Here is a 14,241-nt window from a genome sequence, read left to right on the forward strand (position 1 = left end):
GGGACGCATGTGAAACAGCAGGATGTCAAACCGCAATCCAACACCCAGCGCGCCATCGAAGCGATGCGCCGGATGATCTTTGTCGGGGATCTTCCGGCAGGATCAGACCATTTGGAAAGCGAGTTGGCCGAGCAATTGGGCATGTCCCGCACCCCAATCCGCGAGGCGGCTTTGACACTCGAAGGGCAAGGTTTGCTTGAGATGCGACCGCGCAAAGGCGTTCGCATCTTGCCCGTGTCCCCCGATGATATGCGCGATATCTACGATGTTCTGACCGAATTGGAGAGTTTGGCCGCCCGTCAGGCCGCCAAGCGCCACCCCAACAAAGCCGACCTAGCCATGCTGGCACTGGCCATATCGGATATGGACGCGGCCCTTGCCGCCGGTACCTTGGAGGAGTGGGCCGATGCGGATGAGCGGTATCACAAGGAACTGGTCCGTTTGGGCGGCAACTCCCGTGTGTGTATGATCGTCAATATGCTGAGCGATCAGGTGCGCCGCGCCCGGATGATCACCCTGCATATGCGCCCCATTCCGGTGAAATCCAACGAAGATCACCGCGCGGTGTTTGACGCCATCCGCAATGGCGATGCCGCGCAAGCCCACGCCATCCACCGCGCACATCGGCAAGCGGCCAAGGATTTGATTGTCGGGCTACTGGAAAAACACAAACTAAATAGGGTTTAATGCCACTCTTCATCAGAAAACGACTTGCCGCTGTGCTCGGGTTGATCACATCAGTCGTCGCCTCCCCCTCCTCAGCTGCATGTATGGATCATCCGCAGTGGCAGGGATTGCCCCTGACTGCGGATTTTATCGACCAAGTTTCCAACTCTGAAAACGATGCCTTTCGGCGCGCAGCCCTGCAAACATTGCTTTTGTCGAAAATCGAGGCACGCAAAGCATCGGTTCTTAAACGTGCTATCCCGCAGGCGCTGTTAAAAACCAAGGACAACCGCGCCAGAATCAGAAAAACCCTCCGAGGAGGTGATCTCCGACAGCTGCCTGAACTGCTATTACGCCCGCCGGTCAACCGCAATCACGCCCGCGATATGGCCGAAATCTATTGGCTACATGGGTGCCCGGATGAGGCAATGCACATGATGCAAGCCCCAACCTTCTTTAGCGCCTTTGTGGCTGTTGGCCTCATTGCGGGGAAAGACGCACAACGCTTGCGTGATATCGCTGGCCACCCTGAGATGTGGAAGTATCAGGCACAACGTTTTCTAACATTGGCGGACCTTTTGGACGGCCTAAACTCCCCCCAAAAAACCTTGTCCAACTACCGCGATTTTCTGATCGACTATCAGAAAAAGGAAAAGAGACCAAACTCTCCATCAGACTTGGTTGCCGTCCAGTATTCTTTGGCAGTAATTATGAAAAGTCCTGATCGTCATCCGCCGCCTCGTTTGTCCTCGGGGCTTGATGACATCGCGTTCGCAAACGCCGTGCAGGCCTGGAAGAGTATAGGTACATTTTTCGCCCTGATCGGAGGATGCGAACAGACTCAACGAATGAGACGGGTAATGTTGTCGCTTCCTTCAGATAGACCCGACATTTATTGGCGCCCCGAAGTCGAAGCCGTTGACGTCTATTGTCAAATGGAGGCGGCAGCGGGTCAGCGGAACCAATAGTCCCAACCATCTAGGTAATAGGCCACCAAAGGGTGCGATTGCATCGTGTTGGCCTCGGCCTCGACCCGATCCATATCCGCACCAAACACCTGTGCAGATTGCCAAATATCCGGTGTCAGATAGCTTAGACCGCGGGGCAATTGTAGCCCCCGATCCGCAGGCAGATGCGGGCCAGAAATGACAAACCCCCATTCGCCAAAGCTTGGCACATAGCTATGATACGCGATCACACCCAAATCCTTGCCCGGTGCCTGGGGGTTACGGGTGCTTTCAAGCGTGTTGGCAATCGACCAAAAGGCCTGACGGGCAAAGAAGGGTGATCCGGCTTGTGTTACCATCAAGCCTTGAGCGCTCAGACGTTCCATCAACAAGCCGTAGAACTGGCGACTATAGAGTTTGGACAGCGCGACGTTTTTGGGATCGGGCAGGTCGACAATGATCACGTCAAAGACGCGGCTGCTTTTCTCGATGAATTGCCACGCATCTCCGTTTTGGATATCAACCCGTGGGTCGCTTAGCGATTTGTCATTCAAAAGCGACAAGTCCGGATGATCGCGGAAAATCTCGGTCACACGCGGGTCGAGATCAACCAAGGTAATCGTTTCGACGTCCTGATGCCGCAGCACCTCGCGCACCGCCATACCATCGCCGCCACCAAGGACAAGAACATTGGCGCGACGCGGTGCCAAAGCCATCACCGGATGGACCAGAGGTTCGTGATAGCGGTGTTCGTCAAGGCTATCGAATTGGATGGAATGATTGAGGAAAAGCCGCGTGCGTTCGCGGTACCGCGTCACGGTGATCTGCTGGTACGGCGTGGCCTCGGTCAAGATAACGTCATCTTCGAAAAGCTGGGACTCGGTGAACGCGACAAGACGTTCGGATTGCACCAAACCATAGAGCGCCCCGATCAAAGCCGCGGCCCAAACCACTACCATCGCCTTGGTCACGTGTTCGCGAAACAGGTAGATCGACAGGCCGGCAACCAAAAGGTTGAGAACGCCAAAGGCCAGGCTCGCCGACATCAGCCCCAAATGCGGGATCACCAAAAGAGGAAAGGCAACCGAGGCGACCAAGGCCCCAACATAATCGACGCTCAAGACGTTTTCGAAGCGGTTTTCAAAGGCACCGACAGCTTCCATCGCGCGGGCGATCAGCGGGATTTCCATGCCCGACAGGACGCCAATGGCGATTAGCATCGTGTATAGCGGGGCGGCGACGCTCCCCAAGGCGGCATAATGCAGGAATAGCGCCGGGGCCATAAAGCCCCCGACCACACCCAACAAGATTTGCGCCCAGATAAAGCCGCTAAGTGGTTGGGTCACAAAGCGAGACAGCCACGCGCCAACCCCCATCGCCGACAAGAATATGCCAATAACAAGCGAAAACTGGCGAATGGAATCGCCCAAAAGATAGCTCGACAGCGTTGCCGCGATCAGCTCGTAGATCAGCCCGGCAACGGCCACCAGAAAGGTCGCCGCCAAGAGCCAGACTTCCCGCGCCCGAGTGTTGGGCGCAGGCGATGGCGTGTCACTCATGAAACGATGACGGCCGCGATGATGATCGAGATCGAGATGAAGAGCATACCGATGACCACCGCCAATGCGATGTTCTGATCCTCTTCGATTTCCTTCATGATCGGAAAGGGTGTGATCCAATCAAGGACCTTCCATGTCACCCACATCAGGAACATGCCCAATGCGGTATAAACGATGGTTCCGACCACTTCGGCGGCTTTGACGGCAAGAAGAAATTCCATGATGTCCCCGTTATTTGACGCGGTTATTGCTATAATAGTACCCGCCCCCGCCACTGCCCACGCGAACAGAGTTGGAGGTGTCGAGGTCAGCGCTGGTGCCGCCAACCCCCTGAGAGCCAAGATAGGCTGTGCCAGCGACCAACAAGGTCGAAACCGACAAAAAGACGATGCGAAACAGGTTCATGTTCTCACCTTAATCATTCCAATCACCGCCAGCCCAGCGCTTGGACTGATGTCGCCAGCGTCGGACAAAGGTCCACGCGCTGATACCTGCGAAAGCCAAGCTCAACAAGAACAACAACTTGCCGCTGGTTTGCCCCTCGCGAATGCGCAGGTCGAGCCGGGAAATGGCGTTTTTGGGTTGGGCCAGTGTGCCTGACCAAATACCGCTTTCGGCTTCGCCCAGGTTCAATTGATAAGTGCCGGCTGTTTTGGCCAAAAACCGCAGGTTGGCCTTGCCCGATCCTTCGGTCCACGACCCCTCACTGTCTTGGCCGTGATACCGCTCCATCGTGCGCCCGGCCCCGAACAAGATGTTGCCTTCGGGGTCTTGCACCGTCAGGCCAATGCTCGCCCAGCTATTGGACACATCCGCCGCAAGGGCGATCTCGGCCAGTTTGTTAGATTGGCTGATCTCAAAGGGGATTTCTACTGGCAACCCCGCCACAGGAAGGCCGACCTCAGTCAGGACCGACTCGCCACTGCTCAGCCCAAAGACAAAGCCCAAAACCATGCAAGCAACGGCAAATCCGGCGGCGGAATTGCGTAGGAAGGTGAAATTCGGGCCACCCTTGAACGGCATCAACGGGTGAATCTTATTGGTCAGTTTTGGCGGTTCAATGCCAAAGCTTTTCGCCACCTCTTTGCGGGGCAAATAGACCGAGCGATAGGTTTCGCGTTCGGTTTGGGTTTGCGAAAACCCAAGCATCGCATCCTCTGAGAGAGTGCTGACAGTGGTCGACTTGTCGCCAATCTTCACTTCCCATGTGAATTCACCCTCCGCAAAGGTGACCTCACTGGTTGTGGTTTCGTAATACTTGAACGTCTGGCCTTTGATGCGCAAAATCGGTGGTGTTTCGGCCTTTTCGACCTGATGTTCAGACACCCAACCGGGGCCGCGATAGCGCCGTGAAAAGACAAAATGCCCGTTCTCAATCGTCAGATAGGCATAGCCATGTGTGGGCGAAAACAGCTGATGGTCGATCCATGTCCATTCCTGCCCGCCATAACGTTCCTTGTGCTCAAGCGTGCCGATCACCGTGTAATCGACATCCCAAATCTTGCCCGTCATCCCGAGCATAAAGGGCGTGTCGGGGCGTTTGAGATCACTAAAGGTACGCAGAGCCTTGTAGCTATCAAGCGCGTCCAACTCGGTGCCGCAATAGGGACAGATATGCACAGTAACACGACCGCCGCCTAGCACATCCAAACCGGCCCCACAGGCGGTGCAATTGATAGTCTTTAGATCATCGCTGCGTGTCATGTGCCGCTCACCACTTTGATGTCAAAGGGGTCAAACCATTCACCCAAGAACCAGCTTTCGCCGCCGTCCCAAAACTCACCAGAAAGCAAATCGCCGCCCTGGTTCGAAGCATTGATAAAGGAGTGCGTGTCGCCCACCTCGATGGGTTCGCCAAAGCTCCCTCGGATGGCGACGCATTCGGCGCTTTCGATCTCTTTGATCCGGTAGGTGCGACGCTCATACATGACCTTTTGGCCAAGCTTGGCCGGCCCGGTCATCCGCGGTTGTCCTTTGCTCGGCAAAGGTTCCTGAACCACGACATCACCCTCGTCGACCGAAACCCAAAACGGATCGCCGCGACCATCGACACCCCAGAATTCATCCCAGAACCCGCGCCCATAGGAATACCGCGCATGGCCATAAATGTCGACGTGGTACTGGCCAAGGATCACCTTGTCGCCAATGCCAAACAACAACGGCGCGTCATGCATCTCACCGCCCTGCCCGGCCGTGAGTGCCTTGTCATCCGCTAAAAACAGCGAGGTCCCACACGAGGTGCAGGTGGTCATTTTAACAATAGCCAAGGCCCGTTGGACCTGGTTCCCGCAATTGGGGCAATTAAAATCGGTCATGCCCGCAGGTTGCCCATGCCCGCGCGAAATTCAAGTAAGGATTTCATGGCCGTGCCATTCCCGCCCAAATTCGCAGCACATGTGCCCGTCATGCAAAGGATGCAAGGCGGCAATGCCGTTCAAATTCACAATACAGTAACGTTAGCGGTTACATTTAGCGCAAACCGGCGTAAATCTCTGCGCAAAGTGGGGGGAAACTGGGAGGTTGAACCTGCAGAAGGACCCGAACAGGTGAAGCACATGTTGATTGAAAACAAAACCTTTGATGAGCTGAATATCGGGGATCAGGCCGAGTTGCGGCGTCTTTGTACACAAGATGACATGATCGTCTTTGCCAATGTGTCGGGCAACCACAACCCCATGCATATGTATGATGCCGATGGCGACGCCGATGGCCATCCCGAGGCGATTATGCCGGGCATGTTTGTTGGCGCGCTCATTTCCGCGGTCTTGGGCAATGTTCTGCCCGGCGCTGGCACGCTGTATCGGTCGCAAAACTTTCAGTTTCACAACCGGGCCCATGCGGGCGATGAATTGCTAAGCCGCGTGGTTGTAACCGACAAGAATGAAAAAGAGTGCACCGTCACCATGTCGACCGAAGTGCGGCGGGTGCGCGACGATGCCTTGGTTTTGGACGGCTGGGCCGAGGTCATGGCCCCGCGTCGCAAGGTCACTTACAACAGCCACGACCTTCCCGGGTTGGTCGTACAACGTCACCGTCATTTCGAAAAACTGCTGAAACGGGCCGAACCTTTGGCCGCGCTTGAAACCGCCGTTGTTTGCCCTGAGGATGTCAATTCCTTGGGTGGGGCCTTGTTGGCGCGCGAGCACACGATAATCGAGCCGATCCTGCTTGGGGACGCAGATAAGATTGCAGCAACCGCCAAAGAGCTTGGGCAGTCGTTGGACGGTGTCGAAATCATCGACATCAAAGACCACCGCGGCGCGGCGCGGCGTGCGGTTGAACTTGTCCATGAAGGGCGCGCAAATGCTTTGATGAAGGGGCATTTGCACACCGACATGTTGCTGCGCCCACTGTTGGACAAGGTCACCGGGCTTCGGATGGGGCGCCGCTTTACCCATATTTTTGTGATGGATGTGCCCGGTTTGGCGCATCCGCTTTTGGTAAGTGACGCCGCGATCAACATCGCGCCGGACCTGAAAACAAAGGTCGACATCACCCAAAACGCCATTGATCTGGCGCTCAGCCTTGGCATCAAAGAACCCAAAGTTGGGGTTCTCTCGGCAGTGGAAACCGTGAACCCAGACCTACCATCCTCCATCGACGCGGCTTTGCTGTCGAAAATGGCTGATCGCGGCCAGATCACCGGTGGCCTGGTAGAAGGGCCGCTCGCTATGGATAATGCGATCGACATCGCCGCCGCCCGCACCAAAGGCATCGTGTCACCGGTCGCGGGGCGCGCCGACATTTTGGTGGTTCCCAATCTCGATGCCGGCAATATGCTCGCCAAACAATTGGCCTACCTTAGCCACGCCGAAAGCGCCGGGGTGGTTTTGGGCGCACGGGTGCCGGTTATCCTAAACTCTCGCGCCGATGATGACATGGCACGTTTGGCCTCCTGTGCCGTTGCCGCTCTTCATCACAATCGTCTCAGCGGAGGCGTGAAATGAGCCATGTTCTGACGCTGAATGCTGGGTCTTCGACGTTGAAATTCGGCCTGTTCGAAGCGGGCGAAACCCCAAAGCCGCTAATCACCGGATTGATCGACCATATTGGCGGCGCGGCAACGGCCAAGCTTAAGGATGCGCAGGGGAATACGGTTTCTTTTTCCGATCTTCCGGCCAAGAATTCCGCCAATCATGACGGCGCACTTCAGGCCTCTTTGACGAAAATCTCCAATCGCTTTCCGAATGCGAAAATAGACGCTGTTGGCCATCGTGTGGTGCATGGCGGGCTGAACTTTTCTGACCCTGTCGAGCTCACCCCCGAGGTGATTTCCGAGCTTTCAACTTTGATGCCCTTTGCCCCCTTGCATCAACCACACAATTTGGCCGGTGTGCGCTCGGCTTTGGCGGCGTTTCCAGATGCCAAGCAAGTTGCCTGTTTTGACACCGCCTTTCACCGCCAGCACCCGTTTGTGAACGATACGTTTGCCCTGCCTCGTAGCTATTATGACAAAGGCGTGCGTCGCTATGGCTTCCACGGGCTTAGCTACGATTACATCTCGGGCAAGCTCGCCGAAATTGCGCCAACTCTGCATGCCGGGCGAGTTGTCGTGGCCCATCTGGGCAATGGCGCGTCGATGTGCGCGATGGAACACGGCCGCTCGGTGGCATCGTCCATGGGGTTTTCCTCGCTCGATGGTTTACCGATGGGCACTCGCTCGGGTCAATTAGACCCAGGTGTGCTTTTGTACCTGATGAACCAGGAGGGGCTAAGCGCCACCGAAATTTCAGACCTTTTGTACAAAAAGTCCGGCTTGCTCGGCCTTTCGGGCCTAAGCCACGACATGCGCGAACTGCTGGCCTCGGATGACATCCATGCCCGCGAAGCCGTCGATTATTTCTGTTTCCGAATTCGTCGCGAATTGGGCGGTTTGGCCGCCGCGCTTGAAGGGTTGGATGCCATTGTCTTTACCGGTGGTATTGGTGAAAACGCCGCCAAAATCCGGCGACGTGTCTGTGCCGGGATGCATTGGATTGGGGTCGAGTTGGATGAGGGGCGCAATGATGCCAATGAAACCATCATCAGTTCTAGCTTTAGTCGCGTACATGTTATGGTCTTGCCAACAAACGAAGAATTGGTAATCGCAAGGGCAGCGACGGCAACTCTTTGACCCGAAAAGGAAAAGACATAGGAACAAGGCGACCTAGTTCAATTGTAGCTTTAACCTCCTCTTAAAACCCAAATCAATACGGTCCCGGCAAAGTGATCATCTTTGCCAGAGGCCCGAAAATGACGAACCTATCAACTGTATTCCTCCTGTCCGCTATTGCCGCCACCGGTGGTGCCAATGTTGCAAGCGCGGCCAATCTGACGATCATGGCCGGTGAACTCCCGCCGATGATCATGGCCGACGGCACCGGGCGCGAAGTTGAGATCATCACAGAAGTTATGTCCCGCTGCGGCCATGAGGTGACGTTTAAGGTCCAACCCTTTACCCGCCATTGGAAAAGCTATGAAGCCGGTACCGGCGACGCGGTGACAACTGTCCCTCAGGGCATGCCATTGCCCGGCGGACAATCCCAAACCTACATCCAATACCAGAACGGCGTTTCCAACCTTGAAGACTCTGGTGCAAGCTTTACCGACTTGGGGAGCCTTTCAGATCACACTGTGATTGCGTTCATGGGGGCCTCCGACATTTTGCCAGGCCTCAAAGCGGCGACCGAAAGCTTTAAAAGCTATAAAGAAGCCGCTGATCAAATCGTACAAAGCCGGATGATTTTTGCACAGCGCGTCGATGCGGTGATTGGTGACGGCATGATTTTCGCCGAGTTCAATCGCCAGTTGCGGGATGACGTCGCGGATTTACCTTTTGACCCAATGCAAAACGTTCGGTTTCAGGCGACATTTGACCCCTCCAACTACACCATGAACTTCCGCGATGCCTCACTTGCCGCTGATTTTGATCGCTGTTTCAGTGCCGCAGAGGCAGACGGAACAATCGCGCAAATCAACAAAACATGGGTGGAAAAATACCGCGACACGCTCGGGTCGCAGTATTTGGGGTACTAACCAAATTCTAGAAAACGTCAGTAAGAAATCGCTCGCGTCCACAATTGGATGCGAGCGTTTGCGTCTCGGGCGGCCGTCTTTTGGGTCTGGTCCCGAGAGTTCGTTCAGATTGTTTGGATATTTCGGGTTGCTCGGCCTGGAACGAAATAAATCCAAAAGGAAATCCAGATAGAACAAGCGGGATTTCCTTTGAGCCCGCCGGAGACATTACATGAAATGGTTCGCAAACTGGCCTATCCGCCGCAAACTCTTGGTTCCAGGATTGTCGTCACTATTGGTTCTTGTACTTGTGATCACTCTCTTTTGGGCCATGCGCTATTCGCAAGCACTGAATGACGCCTTTGCCCAGGAAATTCATTTGATTGAAACCTATGTTTCTCCACCGCTGGCCTCAGCTGCTTGGAACTTTGATGACGAGCTGGCCCATAACACACTACTGTCTTTTTCCGACTACAAAGGGTTCGTATTTGCGACGCTGATGACAGATGGTTCCGCAATGGCCGAACACACCTTGGCCGAAGCGATTGACCCCACATGGTCAGAGTCGGGTGCAGCCCTCATCGAAAGCGAGGGTTTGCGCGCCCGCCTCGGTAACCTTGAGATTATCCGCACCCCTCTTGTCATGGATGGAAACACTGTGGGCGATCTGGTCTGGGGCGTGGACGTCTCCGTTATCAAAGAGTCGATCCTTAACGCCAATAAAACCGCGGCGCTGATTGGGGTTATTTCGTATCTTGCGTTTGCTTGTGTTCTGTTTCTGATTTCCACCTCCGTTGCCATGCCAATGACGCGGGTTGTGCGGCGACTAGAAGAGCTTCAACAAGGCAATACCGATGTGGAAATTCCTGAAGTCGAAAGACGTGACGAGATCGGTTCCATTGGAAAGGCGCTCGCCAACCTTCGTGATGGCACCATCGAAAATGAACGGCTCGCCGCCGAACGGGCCGACCGGCAAAAAAAGCAGATGGAAATTGTCGAACAACTAAGTGAAAACCTATCTTCTCTCGCTCAAGGCGATTTAACCGCACATATTTCAATGGAGTTCCCGTCCCAATACGAACAGCTCAAAATTGATTTCAACGCCACGTCCAAACAACTGCGCGAAACAGTTTCGGCCGTTGTTGACTCGGCACGCGATATTCACTCCCGCGCCGCTGAAATCACCGGGGCTTCAGACGATCTTGCGCGGCGCACCGAAACCCAAGCCGCAACTTTGGAACAAACCGCTGCTGCGTTGGACCAACTCACAGTTGGCTTAAAAAAAACGGCAGACGGCGCAACAACGGTCTCGAATTCTATGCAGGAAACCAAAGAAGCTGCAGAACAAGGTGGCCAAGTGGTTGACCGCACGGTGTCCGCCATGGGCGAAATCGAAAACTCGTCCGATCATATCTCTCAAATCATTGGGGTCATTGACGATATAGCATTCCAAACCAATCTTCTTGCTTTGAACGCCGGGGTTGAAGCCGCGAGGGCTGGAAAGGCTGGCGTCGGGTTCTCAGTCGTTGCATCAGAAGTGCAAAACCTGGCACAACGCTCGGCTGAAGCCGCCACAGAAATCAAAACCTTGATCGACGCCTCAACTGATCACGTTAACAATGGAGTCACCCTTGTTGGGGAAACCGGCTCGGCCCTCAATCACATTGTAACGCGTATCAATGCCGTGTTCACTTTGAACGCAGATATTTCCGAAGGCACTCAGAGCCAATCCTTGGGCATCAGCGAAGTCAACACCGCGATGGTTGGCCTAGATCAAGTGACCCAGCAAAACGCGGCCATGGTCGAAGAAGCCACAGCAGCCAGCCATGCCATGACCGAAAGCGCGACCTACCTGTTGAACCTCGTCTCCCAATTCAGAACCACCTCATCCGGCGTGGAAAGCGACGGCGGCGATTGGGACCAAGAAACCGTGGAAGAACACCGCCAAGCGTCATGAATTCCAAGCATTTTCACTTCTGTCAAGTCTATCGCTTTGGCCAAAGTGGATGTGGCACCGGGTCCTTGGGCCTAAACAAGTACTGACGAAAGATTGCCGCGTAGGATGGGTAAACATATCCGCGGTTCCAGCCAAGGTAGCGTTCTTTGTTCTGCCAATACAATTTTGGTAAACGATACCAAGGCACACGGGCATGCATGTGATGAACAATGTGCAGATTATTGTTCAAAAAAATCAAAGCCAGCGGCCCTTTGTCTTCGATGACAACTGTCCGCCCCGCCGCACAAAGATGGGCGCGGTGCTCTAGAAAGGTTCTGATTTTCAATATCGACAGCGAGGCATAAACGGTACATGCCCAAGCCCAAACCGGCATGCTGCTCACGTAGATAATCCACCATACAACAACAGACAATGCTGGGACATGAACCGCCCACCCCAACATCACAAGTCTATTCCCTGCTTTTGCGGCCTTCCATTCAGACTGCACAAAGGTCCACGTGCCTAGTGTCGGCCCCAAAACCAAACGCCCAGCAAGCGTGTTATTGAGGCGAAACAGCCACTTTTTCCATGTCGAAAGAGCGGCCCAAACACTCGGATCCAAATAATTGCTTTCTGGATCATCGTAAGGGTCCGTTAACATCGAATCCCGATGATGCGCCAAGTGCAATTCCTTGAACCGCATGTAGGGCACGGCAACAGTCAAGGCCGGAAACACCAAAACGGCATTCCAAAAAGCCGACTTCGTCGGGTGGCCATGCAAGGCCTCATGCGTCAAAGACGAATGCAAAGCCCCCGACACACAGGTCGACACCATCGCCAATGGCAGCCAAATCTCTGCCACCCACGTCGTGCTAACGCTCCAAGCTAGATAGCAAATCAACAGCAAAAAAAACGTTGGCCACTCTATCGTCCGCCGAAAGCGAAATCGCGACGTCCAAGAGCATGAGGAATGGCAGTCTAAACGTTTTGTTGTCATGCTCAATTCGTTAACAGCCAGAGCTGCGGCGTCCCATTCGGTGTTTGGTTAACAATTTTCATTCGATGTGATAATTGTCACCTCATGAGACAAATTAGCGACAAGCGTCATCGCGCGGCCCTTTTCCGAACCCGCCTCCAAGAGGCGATACAATCGGCCAACAGCAATCAAACGCGTCTCTCCGCCAAAATTGGCGTCGACCGGTCCACCATCTCACAATTGCTCAAGGACCAAGGGGCCCGCCTGCCCAATGCCCATCTGGTTGGCGGTTGTGCCGAAGCGCTCGGGGTGTCGACCGACTGGCTTCTTGGCTTGTCCGACAAACCTGAAAATGCAGAAGATCTGGTTGCGACCTCCCTCAGCATGACCCAAGCCAAGAGGGCCTTGGTCGATGACACCATTTTTCGATGGTACCAAGAGGCCGATGGCTACAAGATTCGCTACGTTCCGGCGATGTTGCCCGACATGCTCAAAACCCGCGATGTGCTGAGCTGGGAATATGAACAACATCTTGGGCGGAGTTCCGATCAAGCCATTGCCGCCTCAGAGGAACGCCTGAATTGGATGCGACAATCCCAATCGGACTATGAGATCTGCATCGCGATCCACGAGGTTGAAAGTTTCGCTTCGGGAACAGGGTATTACGCCGGTCTTACCCCTGGTGCCCGCCGCGCTCAAATCGACCATTGGATTACACTTTGCGAAACTCTTTACCCGCGCCTTCGACTTTATCTATTCTGCGCGCGGCAATTATACTCCGCCCCCATCACGATCTTCGGTCCGCTCTTAGCCGCGCTCTATATGGGAAGTAACTATCTGGTATTTCGCGACACCAATCGCGTTTCTGCCATAACAGATCACTTTGACGATTTACTCTGCAAGGCCGATGTGACAACGCGCGACCTTCCGGCTTTCCTCTCCAACCTCCGGAAGCGGATCACCGATTAGGCCCCCTTGAGGGGCGGGGTGGGTGGGCGGGAGCCGCTCAAGGGGGCCTTTCCCGCCCGCTCATCAATAGGGCATCGGATGTTGTTTGTGCGTCGCGTCCAAAGCTGCCAGCAATTCTGGGGTCAATTCGACATCAACTGCGCCCAAGGCATGCTCCAACTGCGCCAATGTTGTGGCCCCAAAAATCGACGAGGCCACAAAAGGTCGACGGGCTGACCAGGCAAATGCCATATGTATCGGGTCCAAACCGAACTTACGGGCCACGCCCAAATACGCGTCAACCGCATCAAAAATTCGCTCAGACTTGCGCCCGCCCAAATCACCATTGATCGACATGCGCGACCCATCTGGCACAGCACCACCCTGGTATTTGCCGCTCAACAACCCCGCCCCCAAAGGTGAAAACGGCAACAACCCGACATCTTCAAACATCATCACTTCGGCCAAATCCGTATCCGCCATCCGACAAACCAACGAATATTCGTTCTGAATCGACGCCACGCGCGGCCCGCCGACCCGATCCGCCGCCGCCAGCCATTGCGCCGTGCCCCAGGCGCTTTCATTAGACAGACCAAAAGCGCGAATGGTGCCGCGGTCAACTTCACGCTGCAACGCCCCAAGACAGTCTTCCATCTGCCCAATCACCTCATCGCGGCTCATCCCGCCTTTGAGCGGGTCATAGCTCCAGTTTTGGCGGAACATGTAGCTGCCCCGGTTAGGCCAATGAAATTGGTAGAGATCAATATAATCAGTTTTGAGCCGCTTCAAAGACCCTTCAATCGTCTCCGGAATGGTCTGCCCGCTGATCATTGCGCCGTTGCGCACATGCTCAACGCCGGTCCCGGAATGTTTGGTGGCCAGCACCCAGTCATTCCGCTTGCCAGTTTTTTCAAACCAGTTTCCAACAATTTCCTCAGTCCCGCCAAGGGTTTCGGCGCTGATTGGATTGACGGGATAAATCTCGGCCGTATCCATGAAATTGATCCCAGCGGCAAGCGCACGGTCAATTTGAGCATGTGCGTCGTCTTGTTCCGTCTGCGTGCCAAAGGTCATGGTCCCAAGGCAAAACTCTGACACATCGATGCCAGTACGGCCCAGTTTATTCATCTTCATTGCAACATCTCCTTCGCGCGGGTTGCGCGAAAGATAGCGGTATCAGTGCAATTGCCAAGAGCCCTTTCCAGAAATTTAACC

13 protein-coding genes and 1 pseudogene are annotated in these 14,241 nt (G+C 54.7%); 7 read left to right on the forward strand and 7 right to left on the reverse strand.

Annotated elements, in window-relative coordinates; all coding sequences use genetic code 11:
• Positions 1 to 9 precede the first annotated feature (9 nt).
• Both AC5EFR_RS12030 and AC5EFR_RS12035 read left to right on the forward strand, forming a co-directional pair.
• Positions 10 to 687: a GntR family transcriptional regulator gene (locus AC5EFR_RS12030; RefSeq protein ID WP_493576045.1), complete on the forward strand. Its 678-nt coding sequence runs from the start codon at positions 10 to 12 to the stop codon at positions 685 to 687.
• A 191-nt stretch (positions 688 to 878) separates the two neighbouring features.
• The gene (locus AC5EFR_RS12035) at positions 879 to 1,634 is read left to right on the forward strand and encodes a hypothetical protein (protein WP_493576046.1); all 756 of its coding nucleotides are present in this window, start codon (positions 879 to 881) and stop codon (positions 1,632 to 1,634) included.
• Here the strand turns inward: AC5EFR_RS12035 and AC5EFR_RS12040 are convergent.
• The 5 genes from AC5EFR_RS12040 to AC5EFR_RS12060 are packed head-to-tail and all read right to left on the reverse strand — an operon-like array spanning position 1,619 to position 5,424.
• Positions 1,619 to 3,172, reverse strand: a complete 1,554-nt coding sequence (locus tag AC5EFR_RS12040) for a polyamine aminopropyltransferase (protein ID WP_493576047.1) — start codon at positions 3,170 to 3,172, stop codon at positions 1,619 to 1,621. The genes AC5EFR_RS12035 and AC5EFR_RS12040 overlap by 16 nt on opposite strands.
• Positions 3,169 to 3,393 (reverse strand): DUF350 domain-containing protein, encoded by a 225-nt coding sequence (locus AC5EFR_RS12045; RefSeq protein WP_299920855.1) that lies wholly within the window; start codon positions 3,391 to 3,393, stop codon positions 3,169 to 3,171. Before AC5EFR_RS12045 ends, AC5EFR_RS12040 begins: the two co-directional genes overlap by 4 nt.
• Before the next feature lie 10 nt (positions 3,394 to 3,403).
• A complete protein-coding gene (locus tag AC5EFR_RS12050) occupies positions 3,404 to 3,577 on the reverse strand; it encodes a hypothetical protein (protein ID WP_493576048.1) in 174 nt (57 codons plus the stop codon).
• A 9-nt stretch (positions 3,578 to 3,586) separates the two neighbouring features.
• Positions 3,587 to 4,876, reverse strand: a complete 1,290-nt coding sequence (locus AC5EFR_RS12055; RefSeq protein ID WP_493576049.1) for a DUF4178 domain-containing protein — start codon at positions 4,874 to 4,876, stop codon at positions 3,587 to 3,589.
• Positions 4,873 to 5,424 carry a DUF4178 domain-containing protein gene (locus tag AC5EFR_RS12060; RefSeq protein WP_493576050.1) on the reverse strand — a complete coding sequence of 184 codons (552 nt, stop codon included), beginning with the start codon at positions 5,422 to 5,424 and terminating at the stop codon, positions 4,873 to 4,875. The genes AC5EFR_RS12055 and AC5EFR_RS12060 overlap by 4 nt, the downstream gene beginning before the upstream one ends.
• Before the next feature lie 303 nt (positions 5,425 to 5,727).
• On the opposite strand from AC5EFR_RS12060, the gene AC5EFR_RS12065 reads away from it, so the two are divergent.
• From AC5EFR_RS12065 to AC5EFR_RS12080, 4 genes and pseudogenes are all read left to right on the forward strand, one after another.
• The gene (locus AC5EFR_RS12065) at positions 5,728 to 7,119 is read left to right on the forward strand and encodes a bifunctional enoyl-CoA hydratase/phosphate acetyltransferase (protein WP_493576051.1); all 1,392 of its coding nucleotides are present in this window, start codon (positions 5,728 to 5,730) and stop codon (positions 7,117 to 7,119) included.
• On the forward strand, positions 7,116 to 8,285 hold the full coding sequence (locus AC5EFR_RS12070) for an acetate/propionate family kinase (protein WP_493576052.1): 1,170 nt from the start codon (positions 7,116 to 7,118) through the stop codon (positions 8,283 to 8,285). The genes AC5EFR_RS12065 and AC5EFR_RS12070 overlap by 4 nt, the downstream gene beginning before the upstream one ends.
• A gap of 119 nt (positions 8,286 to 8,404) precedes the next feature.
• Positions 8,405 to 9,187 (forward strand): substrate-binding periplasmic protein, encoded by a 783-nt coding sequence (locus tag AC5EFR_RS12075; protein ID WP_493576053.1) that lies wholly within the window; start codon positions 8,405 to 8,407, stop codon positions 9,185 to 9,187.
• A gap of 793 nt (positions 9,188 to 9,980) precedes the next feature.
• Positions 9,981 to 11,123 (forward strand): annotated as a pseudogene (locus AC5EFR_RS12080) (methyl-accepting chemotaxis protein); the annotation flags it as partial.
• Between the two features lie 28 nt (positions 11,124 to 11,151).
• Here the strand turns inward: AC5EFR_RS12080 and AC5EFR_RS12085 are convergent.
• Positions 11,152 to 11,964 (reverse strand): fatty acid desaturase, encoded by an 813-nt coding sequence (locus tag AC5EFR_RS12085; protein ID WP_493576054.1) that lies wholly within the window; start codon positions 11,962 to 11,964, stop codon positions 11,152 to 11,154.
• 219 nt (positions 11,965 to 12,183) lie between these two features.
• Here AC5EFR_RS12085 and AC5EFR_RS12090 point away from each other — a divergent pair, with 219 nt between their 5' ends.
• Positions 12,184 to 13,047 (forward strand): helix-turn-helix domain-containing protein, encoded by an 864-nt coding sequence (locus AC5EFR_RS12090; RefSeq protein WP_493576055.1) that lies wholly within the window; start codon positions 12,184 to 12,186, stop codon positions 13,045 to 13,047.
• A 63-nt stretch (positions 13,048 to 13,110) separates the two neighbouring features.
• Here the strand turns inward: AC5EFR_RS12090 and AC5EFR_RS12095 are convergent, their stop codons facing one another.
• A complete protein-coding gene (locus AC5EFR_RS12095; protein WP_493576056.1) occupies positions 13,111 to 14,160 on the reverse strand; it encodes an aldo/keto reductase in 1,050 nt (349 codons plus the stop codon).
• Positions 14,161 to 14,241: the final 81 nt, after the last annotated feature.

It is taken from the genome of Pelagimonas sp. (assembly GCF_058892305.1).